General features: G+C 74.4%; 17 protein-coding genes, 1 pseudogene and 1 riboswitch. Of the genes and pseudogenes, 12 read left to right on the top strand and 6 right to left on the bottom strand.

The features are described from left to right. The first annotated feature begins 217 nt into the window (after nt 1-217). From ABFY07_RS36935 to ABFY07_RS36905, 7 genes are all read left to right on the top strand, one after another. Nucleotides 218-1,783 (top strand): S8 family serine peptidase, encoded by a 1,566-nt coding sequence (locus tag ABFY07_RS36935; protein WP_346178681.1) that lies wholly within the window; start codon nt 218-220, stop codon nt 1,781-1,783. 65 nt (nt 1,784-1,848) lie between these two features. Beyond that, complete coding sequence (locus ABFY07_RS36930) at nt 1,849-3,393, top strand: S8 family peptidase (RefSeq protein ID WP_346178680.1); 1,545 nt, start codon at nt 1,849-1,851, stop codon at nt 3,391-3,393. 155 nt (nt 3,394-3,548) lie between these two features. Then, nucleotides 3,549-4,550 (top strand): DEDDh family exonuclease, encoded by a 1,002-nt coding sequence (locus ABFY07_RS36925; RefSeq protein ID WP_065958288.1) that lies wholly within the window; start codon nt 3,549-3,551, stop codon nt 4,548-4,550. A 63-nt stretch (nt 4,551-4,613) separates the two neighbouring features. Continuing rightward, nucleotides 4,614-4,847 (top strand): hypothetical protein, encoded by a 234-nt coding sequence (locus ABFY07_RS36920; protein ID WP_076971072.1) that lies wholly within the window; start codon nt 4,614-4,616, stop codon nt 4,845-4,847. An 82-nt stretch (nt 4,848-4,929) separates the two neighbouring features. Beyond that, entirely contained in the window at nt 4,930-5,880 is a 951-nt protein-coding gene (locus ABFY07_RS36915) for an SURF1 family cytochrome oxidase biogenesis protein (protein WP_346178679.1), read from the top strand. Nucleotides 5,881-5,906: 26 nt separating this feature from the next. After that, nucleotides 5,907-7,721 carry a glycoside hydrolase family 15 protein gene (locus tag ABFY07_RS36910; RefSeq protein WP_428837071.1) on the top strand — a complete coding sequence of 605 codons (1,815 nt, stop codon included), beginning with the start codon at nt 5,907-5,909 and terminating at the stop codon, nt 7,719-7,721. A gap of 4 nt (nt 7,722-7,725) precedes the next feature. Continuing rightward, entirely contained in the window at nt 7,726-8,481 is a 756-nt protein-coding gene (locus tag ABFY07_RS36905) for an SDR family oxidoreductase (protein ID WP_346178677.1), read from the top strand. A 218-nt stretch (nt 8,482-8,699) separates the two neighbouring features. Here the strand turns inward: ABFY07_RS36905 and ABFY07_RS36900 are convergent, their stop codons facing one another. The 6 genes from ABFY07_RS36900 to ABFY07_RS36875 all read right to left on the bottom strand — a co-directional run bounded on the left by ABFY07_RS36900 (nt 8,700) and on the right by ABFY07_RS36875 (nt 15,501). Next, nucleotides 8,700-9,479 (bottom strand): enoyl-CoA hydratase/isomerase family protein, encoded by a 780-nt coding sequence (locus tag ABFY07_RS36900; RefSeq protein ID WP_428837072.1) that lies wholly within the window; start codon nt 9,477-9,479, stop codon nt 8,700-8,702. A 116-nt stretch (nt 9,480-9,595) separates the two neighbouring features. Then, on the bottom strand, nt 9,596-9,820 hold the full coding sequence (locus ABFY07_RS36895; RefSeq protein ID WP_065958307.1) for a helix-turn-helix domain-containing protein: 225 nt from the start codon (nt 9,818-9,820) through the stop codon (nt 9,596-9,598). 347 nt (nt 9,821-10,167) lie between these two features. Continuing rightward, complete coding sequence (gene abc-f, locus ABFY07_RS36890) at nt 10,168-11,766, bottom strand: ribosomal protection-like ABC-F family protein (RefSeq protein ID WP_065958309.1); 1,599 nt, start codon at nt 11,764-11,766, stop codon at nt 10,168-10,170. 158 nt (nt 11,767-11,924) lie between these two features. Next, nucleotides 11,925-13,394: a hypothetical protein gene (locus ABFY07_RS36885; protein WP_346178675.1), complete on the bottom strand. Its 1,470-nt coding sequence runs from the start codon at nt 13,392-13,394 to the stop codon at nt 11,925-11,927. Between the two features lie 86 nt (nt 13,395-13,480). Next, nucleotides 13,481-14,614, bottom strand: coding sequence for an alpha/beta hydrolase family protein (locus ABFY07_RS36880; RefSeq protein WP_346178674.1), 1,134 nt, complete (start codon nt 14,612-14,614; stop codon nt 13,481-13,483). Nucleotides 14,615-14,784: 170 nt separating this feature from the next. Continuing rightward, nucleotides 14,785-15,501: a class II aldolase/adducin family protein gene (locus ABFY07_RS36875; RefSeq protein ID WP_346178673.1), complete on the bottom strand. Its 717-nt coding sequence runs from the start codon at nt 15,499-15,501 to the stop codon at nt 14,785-14,787. 358 nt (nt 15,502-15,859) lie between these two features. Here ABFY07_RS36875 and ABFY07_RS36870 point away from each other — a divergent pair, with 358 nt between their 5' ends. The 5 genes and pseudogenes from ABFY07_RS36870 to ABFY07_RS36850 all read left to right on the top strand — a co-directional run. Further along, complete coding sequence (locus ABFY07_RS36870; RefSeq protein ID WP_346178672.1) at nt 15,860-17,107, top strand: inorganic phosphate transporter; 1,248 nt, start codon at nt 15,860-15,862, stop codon at nt 17,105-17,107. 12 nt (nt 17,108-17,119) lie between these two features. After that, a complete protein-coding gene (locus ABFY07_RS36865; protein WP_346178671.1) occupies nt 17,120-17,386 on the top strand; it encodes a hypothetical protein in 267 nt (88 codons plus the stop codon). Nucleotides 17,387-17,587: 201 nt separating this feature from the next. Further along, nucleotides 17,588-17,787: riboswitch (cobalamin riboswitch) on the top strand. A gap of 124 nt (nt 17,788-17,911) precedes the next feature. Continuing rightward, nucleotides 17,912-18,871, top strand: a pseudogene (locus tag ABFY07_RS36860) (cobalamin biosynthesis protein); the annotation flags it as partial. A 185-nt stretch (nt 18,872-19,056) separates the two neighbouring features. After that, nucleotides 19,057-20,670: a cobyric acid synthase gene (locus ABFY07_RS36855; protein ID WP_346178670.1), complete on the top strand. Its 1,614-nt coding sequence runs from the start codon at nt 19,057-19,059 to the stop codon at nt 20,668-20,670. Nucleotides 20,671-20,809: 139 nt separating this feature from the next. Continuing rightward, nucleotides 20,810-22,138, top strand: a 1,329-nt coding sequence (locus tag ABFY07_RS36850; RefSeq protein ID WP_346178669.1) for a magnesium chelatase ATPase subunit I, incomplete at its 3' end; no start/stop codon positions are given.

The following is a 22,138-nucleotide window of genomic DNA, read 5'->3' as shown; positions in this document are numbered from 1 at the left end:
CCGGATCACGCATCGTAGGGCGACCGGGGGGCGCGCGACAGGGGCTGGTAGTTGAAAGGGGCGAATAAGTCGGCGGAGCGATTGACTCCGGGTGCTGTGGCGGGATTTCCTCCGGAATGCCTTGAGAGGGTCCTTGATCGACGATAGTTTCGCTCGTCATGTACCCGCCCACGCGCGACTCGCGCCGGGCGGTCTGCACGGATGATGTGGAGACCCCATGGCTCATCACAGACCGGCACACCCAGGTACCGGACGACCAGGCATCAGACGACGGCGCGCCCTGGCGGCGGTGCCGGCCGGGCTGGCGCTCACCGCGTCCCTCGTCCTGCTCCCCCAGGCGGCCTCGGCCATCCCCCGGGGCGCGCCCGCTTCCGCGGCCACGGCCGACGGCCCCACGCTGTCGTACGTGGTCAACACCGCCACCGACCGCGGCACCGTCGGCGCGGTGAAGAAGGCGATCACCGCCTCCCATGGCACGGTGGTGACCGCCTACGAACCCATAGGCGTCATCGTCGCCCGTTCGGCCGATCCCGACTTCGCGCGGACGATCCGCCAGGTGCGCGGCGTCCAGTCGGCGGGCGCCACCCGCACCGCGCCGCTGACCGCCGCGGCCACCACCGAGGTCGGCCGGCCCGAGAAGGTGGCGGAGAAGCAGCGGAAGGCCGTCGCCGCGCGGGCCACCGCCGGCCAGGAGCCGCTGGAGCCCCTGCAGTGGGACCTCCCGGCCATCAAGGCCGACCGGGCCGCGAAGGTGAACCCGGGCAGCCGCAAGGTGACCGTCGCCGTCATCGACACCGGCGTGGACGACACCCACCCCGACCTCGCCCCCAACTTCTCCCGCGCCCAGTCGGCCAGCTGCGTGGGCGGCGTCGCCGACACCAGCCCCGGCGCCTGGCGCCCGTTCGACCCGGCCGAGGACTACCACGGCACCCATGTGGCCGGGGAGATCGCCGCCGCCCGCAACGGCGTGGGCGTGGCCGGTGTGGCCCCCGGCGTGAAGGTCTCCGCCATCAAGGTCAGCGAGCCGACGACGAGCCTGTTCTACGCGGAGAGCGTGGTGTGCGCCTTCGTCTTCGCGGCCGACCACGGCGTCGAGGTGACGAACAACAGCTATTACGTCGACCCCTGGAAGTACAACTGCGCGGCCGACCCGGACCAGAAGGCCATCGCCGACGCGGTCGGCCGGGCCTCGGCGTACGCGCAGCGCAAGGGCGTGGTCAACGTCGCCTCGGCGGGCAACTCCGGCCATGACCTCGCGGCCGGCTCGCTCACCGACACCACGAGCCCCAACGACACCACCCCGGTGGAGCGCACCGTGGACCCGTCGGCCTGCCCGGACGTGCCCGCCCAGCTCCCGGGCGTGGTCACGGTCGCGGCGACCGGCGTCACCTCCGCGAAGTCGTACTACTCCAACTACGGCCTGGGCCAGATCGACGTGGCGGGCCCGGGCGGCGACAAGTACCAGGTGCCCGAGCTGCCCGCCAAGGACGGCCGCATCCTGTCCACGATGCCCGGCGGCGACTACGCCTACCTCCAGGGCACTTCGATGGCCTCGCCCCATGTGGCGGGGGTCGCGGCGCTGCTGAAGAGCGCGCACCCCGGCTCCAGCCCGCAGGAGATCCAGTGGCTGCTGAAGGCCCAGGCGGACAACCCGGGCTGCCCCACCGGTGCGTACGACCCCGACGGTGACGGCGACACGGACGCCACCTGCACCGGCACCAAGCACATCAACGGCTTCTACGGCTACGGCATCGTCGACGCGCTGGACGCGGTCGCCCGGTGACCCCTCACGTCCCCCACGCCCGCCCATCCCTGAAGACCGGAAGAACCGGAAGAACCGGAGTACCCATGACGTCGCACTCCCTCTCCCTGCCCGTGCGCGCCGCCGCGATACCCGCGGCCCTGGCGCTCACCTCCGCCCTGGCCTTCCTGCCCACGAGCGCCACCGCCGCCGGCCACTCGGCGGACGGCGCCGCCCAGGCCACCGCCGCCGCGGCCGACGGCCCGTCGCTGAGCTACGTCGTCAACACCCGGCCCGGCGCCAAGCAGACGGCCCGGGTCAAGGAGGCCATCGCCAAGGCCGGCGGCAGCGTCGTCGTGTCGTACGACCGGATCGGCGTCATCGTGGTCCACTCCGCGAACCCCGACTTCGCCAAGACCATCCGCACCGTGCGCGGCGTCTCCTCGGCGGGCGCCACCCGCACCGCCCCGCTGCCCGCCCAGTCCACCACCGACACCGGCGCGCCGCGGATGCTGACCGAGAAGCAGCAGAAGGCCGTGGCCGCGCGGGCCACCGCGGGGCAGGACCCGCTGGAGCCGCTGCAGTGGGACCTGCCCGCGATCAAGGCGGACAAGGCCCATGAGAAGAGCCTGGGCAGCCGGGACGTCACCGTGGGCGTCATCGACACCGGCGTGGACGACACCCACCCGGACCTGGCCCCCAACTTCGACCGCAAGGCGTCGGTCAACTGCGTCACCGGCAAGCCGAACACCGCCGACGGCGCCTGGCGGCCCTCGGCCTCCGAGAGCCCGCACGGCACCCATGTCGCCGGGGAGATCGCCGCCGCGAAGAACGGCATCGGCGTCACCGGGGTGGCCCCGGGCGTCAAGGTCTCCGGCATCAAGGTGTCCAACCCGGACGGCTTCTTCTACACCGAGGCCGTGGTGTGCGGCTTCGTGTGGGCCGCCGAGCACGGCGTGGACGTCACCAACAACAGCTATTACACCGACCCCTGGTACTTCAACTGCACCACCGACCCGGACCAGAAGGCCCTGGTCGAGGCCGTCACCCGGGCCTCGCTGTACGCGGAGGGCAAGGGCGTGGTCAACGTGGCCGCGGCGGGCAACGAGAACTACGACCTGGCCGCGGACTCCATCACCGACCCCTCCAGCCCCAACGACACCACCCCCGGCGACCGGGAGATCGACCCCCGCACCTGCCTGGACATCCCCACCCAGCTGCCGGGTGTGGTCACCGTGGCCTCGACCGGGGCCAAGGGGCTCAAGTCCTCCTTCTCCAACTACGGCCTCGGCGTGATCGACATCGCGGCCCCCGGTGGCGACAGCACCGCCTACCAGAAGCCGGCTCCCCCGGCGGAGAGCGGGCTCATCTACAACACCCTCCCCGGCGGCAAGTACGGCTACATGGCGGGCACCTCCATGGCCTCCCCGCACGTGGCCGGGGTCGCGGCGCTCATCAAGAGCACCCACCCGCACGCCTCCGCGTGGAAGGTCAAGGCGCTGCTCAAGGCCCAGGCCGACGACACCGCCTGCCCCGACCCGTACGACATCAACGGGGACGGCAAGGCGGACGCGGTGTGCGAGGGCAACGCCGCGTACAACGGCTTCTACGGGGCGGGGATCGCGGACGCCCTGGACGCGGTCACCAAGTAGGTCACCCAGGAGGACTGGCACAAGGCACGGGCCGTCGGGCGGGTTCGTCCGGCGGCCCGTACGCATGGTCCGACGCCCCGTCAGAAGAGTCGGGAAGGCCGTCGCTTGGGGTGGTGGGGGCGGACTGTCTGCGGGGGCCCGTATCCTCATGGACCATGCTCGAAGACCGCACGGCGGCCGCACCACGGCTCGCCCCCCAGCTCACCCCGCCGCCCGACCCGTGGCCGGACGGCTATCCCGAGGGGTACGCGGTCGTCGACGTGGAGACGACCGGGCTCGCCCGCGACGACCGGATCGTCTCCGCCGCCGTCTACCAACTGGACGGGCGCGGCGCGGTGCAGGACCACTGGTACACCCTGGTCAATCCGCAGCGCGACCCGGGCCCGGTGTGGATCCACGGCCTGACCAGCGAGGTGCTGGCCGACGCCCCGCTGTTCGGCCAGATCGCCGAGGAGCTGGCCGCGCGCCTGGACGGCCGGGTGCTGGTCGCGCACAACGCGGTCTTCGACTGGTCGATGCTCGCCCGGGAGTACGCGCGCGCGGGCAGCGCCGCGCCGGTGCGGCAGCGGCTGTGCACCATCGCCCTCTCCAAGGAGCTGGGCCTGCCGCTGCCCAACCACAAGCTGGAGTCCCTCGCCGCGCACTACGGGGTCGTCCAGCGGCGCGCCCACCACGCCCTGGACGACGCCCGGGTGCTCGCCGAGACCTTCCGGCCGAGCCTGCACGCGGCCGCCTCGACCGGGCTGCGGCTGCCCCTGCTCGCCTGCCAGCCGCTGACCGAGTGGTCCGACGCCCCCCGCCCGATCGGCTACCAGCGCTCGTACCGCTCCGCCGGCTGGCGCCCCAGCCGCAAGCGCCCGGCCTGCCCCTACCCCAACCCGGGGCGCTACGAGCCGGGCGGCCGGCTGGTGCAGGGCATGCGGGTGGCGTTCTCCGGCGACACCTCGATCGACCGCGAGCTGCTGGAGGACCAGGCCGTCGAGGCCGGGCTGCACGTGGCCACCAGCGTCTCCCGGCTCACCAGCCTGCTGGTCACCAATGACCCGGATGCCGCGACCTCCAAGATCACCAAGGCGCGTTCGTTCGGCACCCCGGTCATCGACGAGGCGGCCTTCACCCAGCTGCTGCGGGACGTGGCCCCCGCACCAAACAGGTGAAGTCGGACCAACACGCCCGCCCGCCGCTCCCCCACCGCGGCCGCAGCCCGCACCCTGTGCCCCATGGCACGTTGCGAGGTCTGCGGAAACGACTACCACATGACGTTCGAGGTGCACGCGCAGGGCGCGGTGCACGTCTTCGACTGCTTCTCCTGCGCCATCCACCGCATGGCGCCCATCTGTGAGCACTGCCGGTGCCAGATCATCGGCCAGGGCGTGGAGGTGGACGGCCACTTCTACTGCGGCGCCCACTGCTCCCGGGCCGAAGGGAGGGTGGGGATCATCGACCGTGTGTGAGCCCGCGCCGCCGGCGGCGCGGGACCGCCCCTCGGTGCCCCCAGCGGCCGGGGGGCGACCCACGGCGAGTACTGTCAAGGACGTGTACCGCTTCCTGTTGTCCCGGCAGTGGGTGATCCTCACTCTGGTGGGCCTCGTCCTGATCCCGGTCATGATCCGACTGGGCTTCTGGCAGCTCCACCGTCATGAGCACCGGGTCGCGCAGAACGAGCTGATCGCGAAGAGCCTGGCCGCGCCCGCGGTCCCCGTCGACCGGCTCACCTCCCCGGGGCGCACCGTCGCCCACGACGACATGTGGCGCACGGTGACCGCCAAGGGCCGGTACGACACCCGGCACGAGGTGGTCGTGCGCCAGCGGACCGCCGCCGACGAGCAGTCCATCGGCTACTACGTGATCACCCCGCTGGTCATGGACGACGGCCGGGCCGTCCTCGTCAACCGCGGCTGGATCCCGGCGGGCAACGACCTCACCCGCTTCCCCGAGGTGCCCGCCGCCCCCTCCGGTGAGGTCACCGTCACCGGGCGGCTCAAGGCCGACGAGACGACCGGGAACAGCGGCATCAAGGACAAGCCGGGGCTGCCCGCCCGCCAGGTCATGCTGATCAACAGCGAGCGGCAGGCGAAGTCCCTGTCCCGGCCCGTCCTCGGCGGCTACATCGAGCTGACCAGGTCCTCCCCGAAGGGCGCCGGCCAGCCGGAGCCGGTCCCGGCACCGGATCACAGCGGCATCGGCCCGCACATGGCGTACGCCATCCAGTGGTGGCTCTTCTCCGCCGGTGTACCCATCGGCTGGGTGATCCTGGTCCGCCGCGAGCTGAAGGACCGGGCGGCAGCGCGGGCCGCCGAGGCCGAGGCCGAGGCCGGCTCGGGGGACGGGCCGGACCCGAAGCCGGGCGCCGGGCCGGACGCCGGGCGGGACGCCGGGTCGGACACCGAGCCGGAAGCCGGGCAGGACGCTGGGCCGGGCGGCGCGTCGCAGGCCAGGGGCGGACCCGGGGCCCAGCCGGCCCACGCCGGGGCCGAGGCCGAGTAGCGACTAATCGCCGACGCGCCGGGAAGATGCCCGATGTGACTTCGGCACTCGAGGACTACGCACTCATCGGGGACCACCAGACGGCCGCCCTGATCGGCCGGGACGGCTCCCTCGACTGGCTGTGCCTGCCGCGCTTCGACTCCCCCGCCTGCTTCGCCGCCCTCCTCGGCGGCCTCGACCAGGGCCACTGGCGGCTCGCCCCGGCGGGCGCGGGCGCGTGCACCCGCCGCGCCTACCTGGAGGACTCCCTCATCCTGGAGTCCGTGTGGGAGACGGCCGGCGGCACGGTCAAGGTCATCGACTTCATGCCGCAGCGCGACCGGGCCCCCGATGTCGTCCGCATCGTCGAGGGCGTCCGCGGCCGGGTCGAGATGCTCGGCGTCCTGCGGCTGCGCTTCGACTACGGCCGGGTGGTGCCGTGGGTGCGCCGCAGCGACAGCCACCACGTCGCCGTCGCCGGGCCCGACTCGGTGTGGCTGCGCTCCGACCCGGCCGTGCACACCTATGGCCAGGACTTCAGCACCCGCTCCGAGTTCACCGTCTCCGCCGGGGACAAGGTCGCCTTCGTGCTGACCTGGCACCCCTCCCACGAGCCCCGGCCGCCCCAGATCGACCCGTACGAAGCCCTCGACCACAGCCTGAAGGACTGGCGCGCCTGGGCCGCGCGGTGCCGCTACCAGGGCCCCCACCGGGACGCCGTGGTCCGCTCCCTGGTCACCCTCAAGGCGCTGACCTACGCGCCCACCGGCGGCATCGTCGCCGCCCCCACCACCTCGCTGCCCGAGCGCCTGGGCGGGGTCCGCAACTGGGACTACCGCTACTGCTGGCTGCGCGACTCCACCCTCACCCTGAGCGCCCTGCTGCTGGCCGGCTACCGCGAGGAGGCGGCCGCCTGGCGCGACTGGCTGCTGCGCGCGATCGCCGGCGACCCCGCCGAGCTGCAGATCATGTACGGCCTCGGGGGCGAGCGCCGGATCCATGAGTACGAGCTGCCCTGGCTGCCGGGGTACGCGGACTCCGCTCCCGTACGGGTCGGCAACGGCGCGGTCGGCCAGCGCCAGCTCGACGTCTACGGCGAGGTGATGGACTCCTTCCACCTGGCCCGCGGCTCCGGCCTGCCCGCCGAGCCGCACGCCTGGCAGATCCAGCGCGCCATGATGGACTTCCTGGAGTCCGCCTGGCAGGACCCCGACGAGGGCCTGTGGGAGATCCGCGGCCCGCGCCGCCACTTCGTGCACTCCAAGGTGATGGCCTGGGTCGCCGCCGACCGGGCGGTGCGCGCCCTGGAGGCCCACCCCGAACTGCCCGGCGACATCGACCGCTGGCGCGTCATGCGGGAGACCGTCCACCGGGAGGTCTGCGAGAAGGGCTACGACGACACCCGCTCCACCTTCACCCAGTCCTACGGCTCCGCCGAGCTGGACGCGGCCACCCTGCTCATCCCGCGCGTCGGGTTCCTGCCCGCGGACGACCCCCGGGTGATCGGCACCATCGACGCGGTCCGCCGGGAGCTCAGCCACGACGGCCTCATCCGCCGCTACACCACCGACGGGGACCACGGGGGCGACGACGGCGGCAATGTCGACGGCCTCCCCGGCTCCGAGGGCGCCTTCCTCGTCTGCTCGTTCTGGCTGGCCGACGCCCTCATGCTGGCCGGCCGCCGGCAGGAGGCCGAGACCCTGTTCCAGCGCCTGCTGTCGCTGCGCAACGACGTGGGTCTGCTGTCCGAGGAGTACGACCCGAAAGCGGGCCGGCTGCTCGGCAACTTCCCCCAGGCGTTCAGCCACATCGGCCTGGTGCGGACCGCCCTTACACTCGCCGAGGACCGCAGGGCAGACTGAGCCCATGGATCTTGGACTCAAAGACCGGGTGTACGTCCTCACCGGGGCCAGCCGAGGGCTGGGCCTCGCGGCCGCCCGGGAGCTGGTCGCCGACGGCGCGAAGGTCGTGATCACGGGACGCGACGAGAAAACCACGGCGGAGGTCGCGGCCGAGCTGGGCCCGGACGCCGTCGGCGTCGCGGCGGACAACGCAGACCCGGCCACGGCCGAGCGCCTCATCGCCACGGCCCGCGACCGCTTCGGCGGCTTCGACGGCGTGCTCATCAGCGTCGGCGGGCCCCCGGCGGGCCCGACGGCGGACATCACCGACGCCCAGTGGCAGGCGGCCTTCGACTCGGTCTTCCTCGGCGCGGTCCGCCTGGCCCGCGGCGCCGCCGCGGAGCTCCCCTCCGGCGGTGTGATCGGCTTCGTCCTCTCCGGCTCCGTCCACGAGCCGATCCCGGGCCTGACGGTCTCCAACGGGCTGCGGCCGGGCCTGGCGGGTTTCGCGAAGTCCCTTTCCCAGGAGGTGGGCCCGCGCGGCATCCGGGTCGTCGGCCTGCTGCCGGCCCGTATCGACACCGACCGGGTCCGCGAGCTGGACGCGCTGTCCGGCGACGCGGAGGCGGCCCGGGCCCGCCACAGCGAGCAGATCCCGCTGCGGCGCTACGGCAAGCCGGAGGAGTTCGGCCGGACGGCGGCGTTTCTGCTGTCGCCGGCCGCGTCCTACCTGACCGGCCTCATGCTCCCGGTGGACGGCGGCGCGCTGCACGGCTTCTGAGGCCCTCAGGGCCCGGTTCGCACGCCCCGGATCTCTCCTGGTACGCCACTGCGCCGGCCCCGAGCCGATCGACGACGACCTCGCGATGCTCGTACTCGAAGCGGTGCGGGCGTAGCGGCGCGGGACCGGTGTGTGCGGTGGCGGTGCGGGCCTAGCGGTGCGGGACCGGTGTGTGCGGTGGCGGGCCGGGCGCGCAGGGCGCCCGGGCCCCCTCGCTACTACTCGGCGACGCCCGTCAGGTCGCGCAGCCGGCGGGCCTGGGCGGCGCGCTCGGCGGCGCGCTGCTCCTCGTACGTCCGCTCCCCTGCCCCGCGCAGCAGCGCCTTGGTCTCGATCACGGCGTCCCGCGGCGCGGCGAGCAGGGCCGCCGTCAGATCACGGGCCGCGGCGTCGAGCTCCGCGGCGGGCACGACCAGATTGGCCAGGCCGATGCGCTCGGCCTCCTCGGCGTGGACGAAGCGGCCGGTCAGGCAGATCTCCAGCGCCCGGCCGTAGCCGACCAGGGAGACCAGCGGATGGGTGCCGGTGAGGTCGGGGACCAGCCCGAGGCTGGTCTCGCGCATGGCGAACTGCGCGTCGTCCGCGCAGACGCGCAGGTCACAGGCGAGGGCAAGCTGAAAGCCCGCGCCGATGGCATGCCCCTGGACGGCGGCGACGGAGACGAGGTCGGGCCGCCGCCACCAGGTGAACGCCTCCTGGTACCCGGCGATGGCCGCGTCCAGCTCCGCGTCGGAGCGGCGAGCCAGCTCGGGGAAGGACGGTTCGCCGTCGAACCCCTCCGGGGTGAACGCCTGCCGGTCGAGCCCGGCGGAGAAGGACTTGCCCTGGGCGCACAGCACCACCACCCGGACGCTGCCCGGCAGCGCCCGGCCGGCCTCGGTCAGCGCCCGCCAGGTCGCGGGCGACTGGGCGTTGCGCTTGTCGGGGTTGGTCAGGGTCACCGTGGCGACCGAGTCGTCCACGGCGAGGTGAACGCCGTCCTTGTCCAGCAGGGTCACAGAAGCCTCCGGGGGTGCGGTCACACGACTAAGTGACTGAACAGTAACCACCCGGCCGACGGTCCGATCAACCGGGTGGCACCGCTCACACCCACCGATACGAAGCGCTTGGGGCCTCAGGCCGATGTTGTGGCCTTCTTGCCCCGCGTCGCTCCACCGCGACCACGCAGGGCCACGCCCGACTCGCTGAGCATCCGGTGGACGAATCCGTAGGAGCGACCGGTCTCTTCGGCCAGCGCCCGGATGCTCGCTCCGGAGTCGTACTTTTTCTTCAGGTCTGCCGCGAGCTTTTCGCGCGCGGCGCCGGTCACCCGGCTGCCCTTCTTCAGAGTCTCGGCCACCCGTGCCTCCTCATGGGAAGTGCGCTCTGGACTCTCATGATCACCCCTACGCGGCTTCCTGGCCACCCATTCGGCAAGGTCCGCGGAGGAAGGATTCCCCGAATTCATGGGGCGACCGCCCCCGGAATCAAAGATTCCGCAGGCAGTCGCGCCGAGGAGCGGTCCACATCGTGGACGAATCGGCAGGTCAGGCCGCGGGTGGGCGTGAGCGGGGCACCGCGCTCCGGCGCGCGGCACGCGTCATGCGCCGCTCGGCGGCGGCGCGCCGCGGTACGAGCCGTTCTCACTCAGATGAAGGATCACGCCTAGGCCGAATGATCCAGAGCGAACGATCTACGGGGAGCGGGTCAGGCGAGCGCGACCAGATCCGCGTAGTCCTCGCCCCACAGGTCCTCCACGCCGTCGGGCAGCAGAATGATGCGCTCCGGCTGGAGGGCGTCCACCGCGCCCTCGTCGTGGGTCACCAGCACCACCGCGCCCGTGAAGGTGCGCAGCGCGCCGAGGATCTCCTCGCGGCTGGCCGGGTCGAGGTTGTTGGTGGGCTCGTCGAGGAGCAGCACATTGGCCGAGGAGACCACGAGGGTGGCCAGCGCGAGCCGGGTCTTCTCGCCGCCGGAGAGCACCCCGGCCGGCTTGTCGACGTCGTCGCCGGAGAACAGGAAGGACCCCAGCGTCTTGCGGATGTCCACCAGGTCCAGGTCGGGGGCGGCCGAGCGCATGTTCTCCAGGACCGTGCGGTCCGGGTCCAGCGTCTCGTGCTCCTGCGCGTAGTAGCCGAGCTTCAGGCCGTGGCCGTGGGTGACCTGCCCGGTGTCCGGCTTCTCGACCCCGGCCAGCAGCCGCAGCAGGGTCGTCTTGCCCGCGCCGTTGAGCCCCAGGATGACCACCCGCGAGCCCCGGTCGACGGCCAGGCCGACATCGGTGAAGATCTCCAGCGACCCGTACGACTTGGACAGGCCCTCGGCCGACAGCGGGGTCTTGCCGCAGGGGGCGGGGTCAGGGAAGCGGAGCTTGGCGACCTTGTCGGCCTGCCGGACCGCTTCGAGGCCGGACAGCAGCTTCTCGGCGCGGCGGGCCATGTTCTGCGCGGCCACCGTCTTGGTGGCCTTGGCGCGCATCTTGTCCGCCTGGGAGTTGAGGGCTGCGGCCTTCTTCTCCGCGTTGGCCCGCTCCCGCTTGCGGCGCTTCTCGTCGGCCTCGCGCTGGGCCTGGTAGAGCTTCCAGCCCATGTTGTAGATGTCGATGACCGAACGGTTGGCGTCCAGGTAGAAGACCTTGTTGACGACCGTCTCGACCAGGTCCACGTCGTGGGAGATGACGATGAAGCCGCCGCGGTAGGTCTTCAGGTAGTCGCGCAGCCAGATGATCGAGTCGGCGTCGAGGTGGTTGGTCGGCTCGTCCAGCAGCAGGACGTCGGAGTCCGAGAACAGAATGCGGGCCAGCTCGACCCGGCGGCGCTGACCGCCGGAGAGCGTGTGCAGGGGCTGGCCGAGGACGCGGTCGGGCAGGCCCAGGCTCGCGGCGATGGTCGCGGCCTCCGCCTCGGCGGCGTACCCGCCCTTGGTGAGGAACTCGGTCTCCAGCCGCTCGTACTTCTTCATCGCGCGCTCGCGGGTGGCGCCCTTGCCGTTGGCCATCCGGTCCTCGTTCTCGCGCATCTTGCGGAGCACGGAGTCCAGGTCGCGCGCGGAGAGGATGCGGTCGCGGGCGAGGACGTCGAGGTCGCCGGTGCGCGGGTCCTGCGGCAGATAGCCGACCTGGCCGGAGCGGGTGATCGTGCCGGCGGCCGGGATGCCCTCGCCGGCCAGGCACTTGGTGAGCGTCGTCTTGCCCGCCCCGTTACGGCCGACCAGGCCGATGCGGTCGCCCTTGGCGACGCGGAAGGAGGCGGACTCGATGAGGACACGGGCGCCGGCGCGCAACTCGATGCCGGAGGCGGTGATCACGGAAATTACTCCAGGGCAGGGTGGACGGCGGGACGGGCGGGCGTGAGGAGGCCGACGCCGTCTAATGCGCGAGGAGAATTGCCATGCGATTAGTTTAGCGGGGCGCGCAAGCGTTTTTTCCGCCCGGGCGACCGGGGGCGCCTCCCCGCGGGAGCCGCTCAGACGCCGCCCGTGTGCACCTGGAAGGCCGCGCGCCGCACCGCCTTGGCGAGCGCCGGGTCGGGGTGGGCGGCGGCCAGCGCGACCAGGACCTGCACGGTGCGCGGGTGGCCCACGGCCCGCACCTCCTCCAGCAGCGCCGGAACCGTGCCCTGCACGGCGGACTCCAGGTGGCGCACCAGCAGCGGGCTCTCGCCGTGGTCGGCGATGGCCGCGGCCGTGTCCACCCACAGCCAGGTGGCCTCCTCGCGGGTGAGCACGTCCAGGGCGTCCTCCGGGTCCACCCCCTCGTGCTCGGCCAGCCACAGCAGCGCGTACGGGCGCAGCGCGGACTCGTCGACCACGGCCCGCACCGCGGGCTCGGCGGGCGCCCCCACCACGCGCAGCGCCTCGAAGGCGAGCCCGCGCAACAGGGCGTCGTCCCCGCGGGCCGCCTCGATCAGCTCGCTGACGGCGCTGCCGACGGGGCGGGCGGCGAGCCAGGCCCGGTATTCGGCGCGGGCCGGCCCGGGGGTCAGGCCCGCGCAGCCGCGCAGCATGTCGGCGGCGGGCTGCTCGATGTTCCCGGCGGGGCTCTGGGCGGCGACGCAGATCTGCTCCAGCTTGACCCACACCGCCCAGTTGCCGAGCGCCGTGAGCACGGCCTCGCGGCCTTGGTCCCCGGCTTCCCCGGAGCCGTCCAGCATCACGAGCGCGCCGACGGACGCGAGCGCGTCCAGGGCCCAGTCGAGCAGCGGCTCCAGGGAGCCCGGGGAGTCCAGGGAGCCTGGGGTGCCCGGGGAGGCCGGGGAGGCCGGGGAGTCCGGGGCGCCCGGCTCCCCGGGGGGCGAGGGGTCCTCGGGGCCGGGGGCGGCCGCCGGGCCGTACGGCACTTCGCACCGCTCGGTGCGCAGCTCGACGACGCGCTGCCCGAGCATGTCGAGCAGCGTGGCGACCGGCACCGGACCGGCCGACAGCTGGAGCAGGGACAGCAGCTGCGGCAGCGCCTCGACGACCTCCGCCACGGCGGCGGGCTCGGCCGTCGCCGGGGCCGGGCGGGCCAGGGACCAGGCGTCGAGCAGCGCGACCCAGCCGCGCAGCACCGCGCTGTCGTCGCGGTCCCAGGCGCGCAGCCGCCAGCCGGGGCGGGCGGTGCCGCCGTGCAGCTCGATCAGGCCCACCAGACGGGCCCGGTCCCAGTCGGCCCGGGCCTGGTCGGGAGAGACCCCCAGCTCGGCGGCCGCCTCGGCCAGGGCCTCGGCGGAGAGCACGCCCGGCACACCGTGCCGGCTCGCGGCCCAGCGGGCGATCCGTACGGCACCGGCGAGTCCCGACCTGGCCTGTCTCGCCAGCTCCGAGGGCGGCGGTGTGCCCTCGGGCGGGCGGGGCGCCGGTCGGGAGCCGCGGTTCGGCACGGCCCGGCGGGCCGTGGCCATCGGCCGGTGGCGGACGAGTCGGAGCCGGGAGTCGCGCGGAGTACGGGACGTCACGGGAGCAGTCTCGCCGGTGACGGCCCGAAAGCCCAATCGGCACCCGTCCGGCGGTTGCCGGGGCGCGCTTCTCGGGGCTCTTCGCTCTACATCAGGGGTGTCAGGAAGCGGCCCAGCATGTCCTCGTACCCCTCGGGGTTCGCGTTCCACATCGCGGCGTGCGGGGCCTGGCGGACCTGGTGAAGGGTGACCAGCTCGGAGTGGCGGGCGGCGAGTTCGCGGGAGGGGGCCCAGGGGGCGACCGTGTCGTCCGGGCCGTGGAGGATCAGGGTCGGCACCTTCAGCCCGTCCAGGTCGGCGGCCACCGCGTCCACCAGCCGTCCCTCGGGCAGCGCGGCCCGGCCCTCCGCGGCCCGTATCGCCAGGGGCAGCAGCGCGGAGGGGATCCGCCGGGCCGAGGCGAGGGCCCGCAGGGTGGCCTGCCAGTCGAGGACCGGGGAGTCCAGGACCAGGCCGCTGACCCGGTCCCGCACCGCGGAGTTCGCGGCGGCGAGGAGGGCCATCGTGGCGCCGGTGGACCAGCCGTAGAGGATGACGCTCTGCGCGCCGTGGCGCACCGCGTAGCGGATGGCGGCGTCCAGGTCGTGCCACTCGGTGCGGCCGAAGTGCCCGAGGCCGTCCTCGGAGCGGGGGGCGTCGGGGTCGCCGCGGTAGCCGAGGTCGAGCACGGGGAACTGCCGCTTGTGCAGGAACGGCAGGACCACCATGGGGTGCTCGCGGGTGGTGCCGAGGCCGTGCACGGTGATCACCCAGGCGGAGCGGTCGGCGGGTATGAACCAGGCGGGCAGCGGGCCCAGTTCGCCGGGCACGTCCACGTCGGTGTGGTCGAGTCCGAGCGCGTCCCGGGGGTCGCCGGTGTACACCTGCGGGGTGAACCGGACGCGGGTGCCGGGGGCGAGGGTGCCTCGGCTCACCCGCTCCAGGCGGCGGACCACGCAGTCCGCGGGGTGCGGGGCGTCCTCCAGGACCGGCCCGACCACGGCGTGGCATCCGGCGCCGGTGAGGCCGTAGGTGCCGGGGCGCAGCGAGGCGAGGCTGCGGGTGAGGGTGATCTGGCCGGCCGCGGTGGCGTGCACGGTGAGCGGCGGGTCGTGCGGCAGGGGTCGGTCGGGCCTCGGTTTCAGGGCAGCGTCGCTGGCGTACCGCCCGGCCGCCACCGCGGCCGCGCTGACACCGATCATCGTCGTGGCGGCCGCAACCGCCTTCGTCCGCAGGCGCATCCCTCCCAGTGTGGTCGTCCGGGGCGCCGGGGGCCAGCGGGCGGGCCCGGCCGGGTGAGCCGCCCGCCTCCCCGAGCGGGCCGGGGACGGCCCCGGCGCCCCCGGCGGGGCGGTGCCGGTCCGGCGGGGCGGTGCCGGTCCGGCGGGGTCGGGCTCGGCGGGCGCCTGGTTCAGCGGGGCTGGCCGTAGCCGCTCAGCTTGTCCGCCGCCGCCCGCAGCTCGTCGGGGGACAGCAGGGCCGGGGTGTGGCCGGGGACGGCCGCGGCGGTGAGCCACACCCGGCACATCCACTCCAGCTGGGCGGTCCGGTCGTACGCCTGGTCGAGCGTGGCGCCGTGGACCACCGTGCCGTGGTTGCGCAGCAGACAGCCGGTGCGGTCGCGCAGCGCGGCGAGCATCTCGCGGGCCAGGGCGTCGGTGCCGTACAGCGCGTATCCGGCGACGCGCACCGGGCCGCCGAGCGCGCCCGTCATGTAGTGGACCGCCGGGACCTCGTCGACCAGCGTGGAGACCGCCGTGGCGTGCACGGCGTGGGTGTGGACCACGGCCGCGGCGTCGGTGTGGCGGTAGACCGCGAGGTGCATGGGCAGCTCGCTGGTGGGGGCCAGCTCGCCGAGGATCTGGCGGCCGTCGAGATCGACGCCGACCGCGTCGCCCGGGCCGAGCCGGTCGTACGGGACGCCGCTGGGGGTCACCAGCACGGTGTCGCCGACCCGGGCCGAGACATTGCCCGAGGTGCCGACGACCAGGCCGTCGGCGACGGTCCTGCGGGCCGTCTCGACCACCCGCTCCCAGGCCTGTGCCAGGTCCCGCCGCCCGGCGGGCCTCGGCGATCGCGCAGTCTCCGCCTCCCGTCCCGGCTTGGGCGTGGGCTTCGGCTTCGTCATGGCCCCTCACCTCCGGGCGCCGATCATGGCAGGCGAGCAGCCCTGTACGCATCAGGGAGGGGCCAGGGGATCATCGGTCCGCCCTTCCCGACAGACGCGTCACCCCTGGGCCCACCCCAGTTCACCTTCCGTTCACCCCACGTCCTTACGGTCGTGGCGCACCCGTTGGCCGTCGCACGGATTGCCCGGGTGTGTGACTCCTCCCCCTCCCACAGGAGGGGGCTTCTCGTGCGGTCACCTCGGCGACCACACGACGGCCAAGCCCTGACCGGCACCTCGCGGTGCACCACAAACTGTAGCGACCCAGTGGCGCTCCGTGCCACGAAGTGCGGGGATCGCACTCCCCCGAAGGAGTTCGATGGAACACATCACGCTTCTCATCGGGATCGTGATCATCACGGCCTTGGTGTTCGACTTCACGAACGGCTTCCATGACACGGCCAACGCCATGGCCACCACCATCTCCACGGGAGCGCTCGGTCCCCGGACGGCCGTGGCGATGTCGGCGGTCCTCAATCTCGTCGGCGCGTTCCTCTCGGTGGAGGTCGCCAAGACGATCTCCGGGGGGATCATCGACGAGGGCTCCGGGATCCGCCCCGAAGTGATCTTCGCGGGTCTGGTCGGAGCCATCCTCTGGAATCTGCTGACCTGGCTGGCCGGACTGCCCTCCAGCTCCTCGCACGCCCTCTTCGGCGGCCTCATCGGCGCCACCCTGGTCTCCGTCGGCATGGACGGGGTCAACAGCGACAAGATCGTCATGAAGGTCCTGATCCCGGCCGTGGCCGCGCCGATCGTGGCCGGTGTCGCGGCGATGGTCGCCACCCGGCTCACCTACCGGCTGGCGCGCGGCCGCGACGACCAGGAGACCGCGAAGGGCTACCGCGCCGGGCAGATCGCCTCGGCCGCGCTGGTCTCCCTCGCCCACGGCACCAATGACGCCCAGAAGACCATGGGTGTGATCACCCTGGCACTGATCACCGGCGGCGCGATCGCCCCCGACTCCGACCCGCCGCTGTGGGTCATCGTCTCCGCGGGTCTGGCCATCGCCCTCGGCACGTACCTGGGCGGCTGGCGGATCATCCGCACCATGGGCAAGGGCATCACCGACATCCAGCCGCCGCAGGGCTTCGCCGCCCAGACCGGCGCCGCGACCGTCATCCTCGCCTCCTCCCACATCGGCTTCGCGCTCTCCACCACCCAGGTCTGCTCCGGCTCCGTGATGGGCGCGGGCCTCGGCCGCAAGGGCGGGGTGGTGCGCTGGTCGACCGCGGGCCGCATGGTCCTCGCCTGGGTGCTCACGCTGCCCGCCGCCGGTCTCGTCGCGGGCGGCGCGGCGCTCCTCGCGGACCAGGGCGACTGGGGCGTCACCGCCGTCGCCGTGATCGCGGTCGCCGCCTGCGCGGCGATCTGGGCGGCCTCGCGCCGCAAGCCCGTGGACCACACCAACGTCAACGAGGTCGAGACCGTGCCGGCCGAGCCGGTGGGCGTCGTCACGGCCGCCATCCAGGCCGTGGCCCCGCCGCCCGCCGGGCCGGTGGCCGCCGTCTCCTCCACCCCCTCCGCCACCCCGGCAGGCGCGTCCGCGGCCACCGGCAGTACCAGCTAAGGAAGTAACGCGATGAGCATCGACTGGGCGGCCCTCGGCCAGGTCTTCGGCGTCAGTCTCGCGGTGACCGTCGGCTTCGTGGGCGTCTTCACCCTCGGCATCCTCGGCACCTCCCGCAAGGCCCAGCCGGCGGAGGCGGGCCCGGGCGCCACCTCCGCCACCCCCGGCGCCTCGGCCACGGCGGGCGCGGCCCTCGGGCCCGCGCGTCTCGGCGCGTACGCCTGCTTCGCGCTGTGCGCGGCGGCCGTGGCGTACGGCATCAATCTGATCGTGGCCTGATCCCCGCCTGACACCGGTCTGATCGATGACTGATCCTGACCTGACCCTGGCCTGATCCGGAGAAGCACCACCGGCCGCCGGGCCGGGCCGCGCCGCACGGCGTGGTCCGGCCCGGCGGCCGTGGCGTGGAAGGGGTGTCGCGTCGGGGGGTGTGTGGGCCTCGGCACACTCACGCAGGGTGGGGCATTCGCGAGTTGACGGCCATTCGCGGCCCATGGTGGACTTCCGGAGCCAAACGGCGGCAGGAGAGGAAGCCGGTGAGAATCCGGCGCGGTCCCGCCACTGTCACCGGGGAGCGCTCTCCCATCGCCCTACGAGTCACGGCCGCCCGCGCGGAGGCTGGAAGACCGGGAGAACCGCGGATCCGGGAGCCAGGAGACTCTCACCGCCGGTCACGTCGAACCAGGGCGCGGACCCTGAGTGAGGACATACCGCCATGCCCGGCACCGCCATGCCGCCGCCTCCCACGAGGCCCCTCCCCCTCCCCCACGACCGGACGCGGCAGGGCGGGACGGCGGGCTGAGGATGCGTGCCGACCACGCCTCGTACGCGTGCGGCGCCGCCCTCGGCTTCCTCGGCGACCTCGCCACGGGCGATCCGCGCCGCGGCCACCCCGTGGCCGCGTTCGGGACCGCCGCGCTGGCCGCCGAGCGGCTGCTGTGGCGCGACCACCGCGGAGCCGGGGCCCTGTACACCGCGCTGTGCGCGGGCGGCGCGGCCGCGGGTGCCGCCCTGACGGCGCGTGTCGTACGCGCCCTTGGCCCCTCACGTGCCGCGCACACCGCGCTGACCGCCGCCGCCACCTGGGCCGTGCTCGGCGGCACCACGCTGGGCCGGGAGGCGCGGGCCGTCGGCGGCGCGCTGGCCGCCGGGGACCTGGACGCCGCCCGGCGGCGGCTGCCGCACCTGTGCGGGCGCGACCCGCAGGCGCTCGACGAGCAACAGATCGCGCGCGCGGTCGTCGAATCGGTCGCCGAGAACACCTCGGACGCCGTCGTGGGCGCGCTGGTGTGGGGCGCCGTGGCCGGGGTGCCGGGTCTGGTGGGCTTCCGTGCCGTCAACACCCTGGACGCGATGGTGGGTCACCGGTCGCCGCGCTACCGGCGCTTCGGATGGGCCTCGGCCCGGCTCGACGACCTCGCCGGCTGGCCCGGCGCACGGCTCACCGCCGTGCTCGCCGCCCTGGCCGGGCCGGATCCGCGCGGCGCCCGGCGCGCCTGGCGGCGGGACGGCCACCGCCACCCGAGCCCCAACGCGGGCCCGGTGGAGGCCTCGTTCGCGGGCGCGCTCGGCGTACGGCTCGGTGGCACCCTGGCCTACGGCGGGCGCGTCGAGCACCGGCCGGTGCTCAACTCCGGCGGGCGGCCGGTGGAAGCGGTCGACATCGAGCGCGCGGTCCGGCTGTCGCGGCGCGTCGGAGCGCTGGCGCTCGGCGTGTCCGTCGCGGCCCGGCTGGCCGTCGGCGCGCTGCGGCCCGCCCGTACGGGGCTCTTCCCGGCCGCGCGTACGGGGCTCTTCACGGCCGCGCGGCCCGGCGTGCCCGTACGCGCCGCCCGCGCCCCACATGGCGCGCTCGCTCACCGGGCACGGTCCTTGGGGGCTCCCGGGGCCGCGGGCGGCGCGTACGGCCAGGCGACGGCGCGGCCCTCGGCCGCGGGGAGGGATCGAGGATGAGCGGGACGGATGGCACGGGCGGCGGGAGCGGGCCGGGCGGCGGGCTGCTCGTCGCGGGCACGACCTCGGACGCGGGCAAGAGCGTGGTCACGGCCGGGATCTGCCGGTGGCTCAGCCGTAAGGGCGTCAAGGTCGCGCCCTTCAAGGCGCAGAACATGTCGCTCAACTCCTTCGTCACCCGCGAGGGGGCGGAGATCGGCCGCGCCCAGGCGATGCAGGCCGCGGCCGCCCGCGTCGAGCCGAGCGCGCTGATGAACCCCGTGCTGCTCAAGCCGGGCAGCGACCGCAGCAGCCAGGTGGTGCTGCTGGGCAAGCCGGTGGGCGAGCTGAGCGCGCGTGGATACTTCGGGGGGTCTGGGGGGGCGTCCCCCGGGGAAAAGCTGCACGCGGGGCGCCGGGAGGCGCTGCTCGGAACCGTCACCGAGTGCCTGGCCGAACTGCGGCGCACCCATGACGCGGTGATCTGCGAGGGCGCCGGAAGCCCCGCGGAGATCAACCTGCGCCGCACCGACATCGTCAACCTGGGCCTGGCCCGGGCGGCCCGGCTGCCGGTCGTCGTGGTCGGGGACATCGACCGCGGCGGCGTCTTCGCGTCGTTCTTCGGCACGACCGCGCTGTTGTCGGAGGCCGACCAACGGCTCGTCGCGGGCTATCTGGTGAACAAGTTCCGCGGCGACGTGACCCTGCTCGAACCGGGCCTGGAGATGCTGCGCGGCCTGACCGGCCGCCCGACCCTCGGCGTGCTGCCGTACGCCCACGGCCTCGGCATCGACGAGGAGGACGGACTGCGGGTGTCGCTGCGCGGGGCGGTGCGCGAGAGCGTGGTCGCGCCGCCGCACGGCGCGGACATCCTGCGGGTGGCGGTCGCCGCCGTGCCGCTCATGTCGAACTTCACGGACGTGGACGCGCTGGCCGCCGAGCCCGGCGTGGTCGTGCGGTTCGTGGACCGCCCGGAGGAGCTGGCCGACGCCGACCTGGTCGTGCTGCCCGGCACCCGTGGGACGGTACGGGCGCTGGAGTGGCTGCGGACGCGGGGGCTGGCCGAGGCGGTCGCGCGGCGGGCGGCGGAGGGCCGCCCGGTGCTGGGCATCTGCGGGGGCTTCCAGATGCTCGGCGAGCGCATCGAGGACGAGGTCGAGTCGCGGGCCGGAACGGTCGAGGGGCTCGGGCTGCTGCCGGTGCGGGTCCGCTTCGCGGCGCACAAGACGCTGGCGCGGCCGGCCGGGGAGGCGCTCGGCGAGCGGGTGGAGGGCTACGAGATCCACCACGGGGTCGCCGAGCTGCTGGACGGGGCGGACGAGCCGTTCCTGGACGGCTGCCGGGTCGGCTCGGTCTGGGGTACCCACTGGCACGGCTCGCTGGAGAGCGACGGCTTCCGCCGCGCCTTCCTGCGCCGGGTCGCGGCCGCGGCCGGCCGGGCGTTCGTCCCCGCCCCCGACACCAGCTTCGGTGAGCTGCGTGAGGAGCAGCTCGACCGGCTGGGCGACCTGATCGAAGAGCACGCGGACACGGACGCGCTGCTGCGGCTGATCGAGAACGGCGTTCCGGAAGGGCTGCCCTTCGTGCCACCGGGGGCGCCCCGGATCCCGCGGCCGCAGGGGGCGCGATGAACACCGCCGCAGAGGGCCGGATGAGCCCCGCCGAAGAAGCCGGGCGCACGCGCGGGGGCGCCGTGAGGCCCGCCGGAGGCGCCGCACGCCGCGCCCTACCCGTCTCCCACCGCGTCCACCCCGCAGGAGGTAACCCCGCATGACCGCCCCCTACCCGTTCACCGCGCTCGTCGGAATGGCCGACCTGCGGCTGGCGCTGTTGCTCAACGCCGTGTCACCGGCCGTGGGCGGGGTGCTGGTGCGCGGTGAGAAGGGCACCGCGAAGTCGACGGCGGTACGGGCGCTCGCCGCGCTGCTGCCGGGCATCGACGTCGTCGCGGGCTGCCGGTTCTCCTGCGACCCGGCCGCGCCCGACCCCGGCTGCCCGGACGGCCCGCACGAGCCGGGCGCCGGCGCCGTACGGCCCGCGCGGATGGTCGAGCTGCCGGTCGGCGCCTCCGAGGACCGGCTGGTGGGCGCGCTGGACATCGAGCGGGCGCTGGCGGACGGGGTGAAGGCGTTCGAGCCGGGGCTGCTGGCCGACGCGCACCGCGGCGTGCTGTACGTCGACGAGGTCAATCTGCTGCACGACCACCTGATCGACCTGCTGCTGGACGCGGCCGCCATGGGCGCCTCCTATGTGGAGCGCGAGGGGGTGTCCGTACGGCACGCGGCGCGCTTCCTGCTGGTGGGCACCATGAACCCCGAAGAGGGCGAGCTGCGGCCCCAGTTGCTGGACCGCTTCGGCCTGACGGTGGAGGTCGCGGCGTCGCGGGACACCGACGAGCGGGTCGAGGTGGTGCGGCGGCGCCTGGCGTACGACGAGGACCCGGCCGGGTTCGCCGCGCGGTGGGCGGACGAGGAGGGGGCGCTGCGGGAGCGCGTCGCGGCGGCGCGCGCCCTGCTGCCGCGGGTGCGCCTGGGCGACGGCGCGCTGCGGCAGATCTCGGCGGTGTGCGCGGCGTTCGAGGTGGACGGGATGCGCGCGGACATCGTGACGGCGCGTACCGCGACGGCGCTCGCGGCGTGGGCGGGGCGTACGGAGGTGACCACGGAGGACGTGCGGCAGGCCGCGCTGCTGTCGCTGCCCCATCGGCGCCGGCGGGCTCCGTTCGACGCGCCGGGCCTCGACGAGGACAAGCTCGACGAGGTGCTGCGCGACGCCGGCGGCGGGGACGACGACCCGGATCCGGACCCGGGCCCGGACGGGCGGGACGGACAGGACGGGCAGGAGGGCCCGGACGGGCCGGGCGGGCCCGACGGACCGGGGGGCGGGCGGCCGCCGCAGGGCGCTCCCGGCGCTCCCGGGGCGCCGGAGCAGGCGCCGCCGGCCGGTCCCGACGCACCGGGCCGGCGCGTCCCGGAGCAGCGCCCGGACTCCGACGCCTCCCCCGGCACCGACGCGCCCCACGGCCCCGGCGACCCGCGCGAGGCCGCCCCCGCCGACGGGGGCGCGGCGGGCGGGGCCGGAGGCGAGCCCGGCGCGGTG

This window comes from Streptomyces sparsogenes subsp. cuspidosporus, from assembly GCF_039532705.1.
In the GTDB taxonomy this organism is placed as follows: domain Bacteria; phylum Actinomycetota; class Actinomycetes; order Streptomycetales; family Streptomycetaceae; genus Streptomyces; species Streptomyces sparsogenes.
This window is presented reverse-complemented; position numbering and strand designations above follow the sequence as displayed.

Excerpts from the sequence above, each read along its gene's own strand:
- ABFY07_RS36920 (WP_076971072.1), top strand. The coding sequence starts at position 4,614 with ATGGCACGTTGCGAGGTCTGCGGAAACGACTACCACATGACGTTCGAG.
- ABFY07_RS36865 (WP_346178671.1), top strand. The coding sequence starts at position 17,120 with ATGAGCATCGACTGGGCGGCCCTCGGCCAGGTCTTCGGCGTCAGTCTC.
- ABFY07_RS36925 (WP_065958288.1), top strand. The coding sequence starts at position 3,549 with ATGCTCGAAGACCGCACGGCGGCCGCACCACGGCTCGCCCCCCAGCTC.
- ABFY07_RS36910 (WP_428837071.1), top strand. The coding sequence starts at position 5,907 with ATGCCCGATGTGACTTCGGCACTCGAGGACTACGCACTCATCGGGGAC.
- ABFY07_RS36855 (WP_346178670.1), top strand. The coding sequence starts at position 19,057 with ATGAGCGGGACGGATGGCACGGGCGGCGGGAGCGGGCCGGGCGGCGGG.
- ABFY07_RS36930 (WP_346178680.1), top strand. The coding sequence starts at position 1,849 with ATGACGTCGCACTCCCTCTCCCTGCCCGTGCGCGCCGCCGCGATACCC.
- ABFY07_RS36935 (WP_346178681.1), top strand. The coding sequence starts at position 218 with ATGGCTCATCACAGACCGGCACACCCAGGTACCGGACGACCAGGCATC.
- ABFY07_RS36870 (WP_346178672.1), top strand. The coding sequence starts at position 15,860 with ATGGAACACATCACGCTTCTCATCGGGATCGTGATCATCACGGCCTTG.
- ABFY07_RS36875 (WP_346178673.1), bottom strand. The coding sequence starts at position 15,501 with ATGACGAAGCCGAAGCCCACGCCCAAGCCGGGACGGGAGGCGGAGACT.
- ABFY07_RS36905 (WP_346178677.1), top strand. The coding sequence starts at position 7,726 with ATGGATCTTGGACTCAAAGACCGGGTGTACGTCCTCACCGGGGCCAGC.
- ABFY07_RS36880 (WP_346178674.1), bottom strand. The coding sequence starts at position 14,614 with ATGCGCCTGCGGACGAAGGCGGTTGCGGCCGCCACGACGATGATCGGT.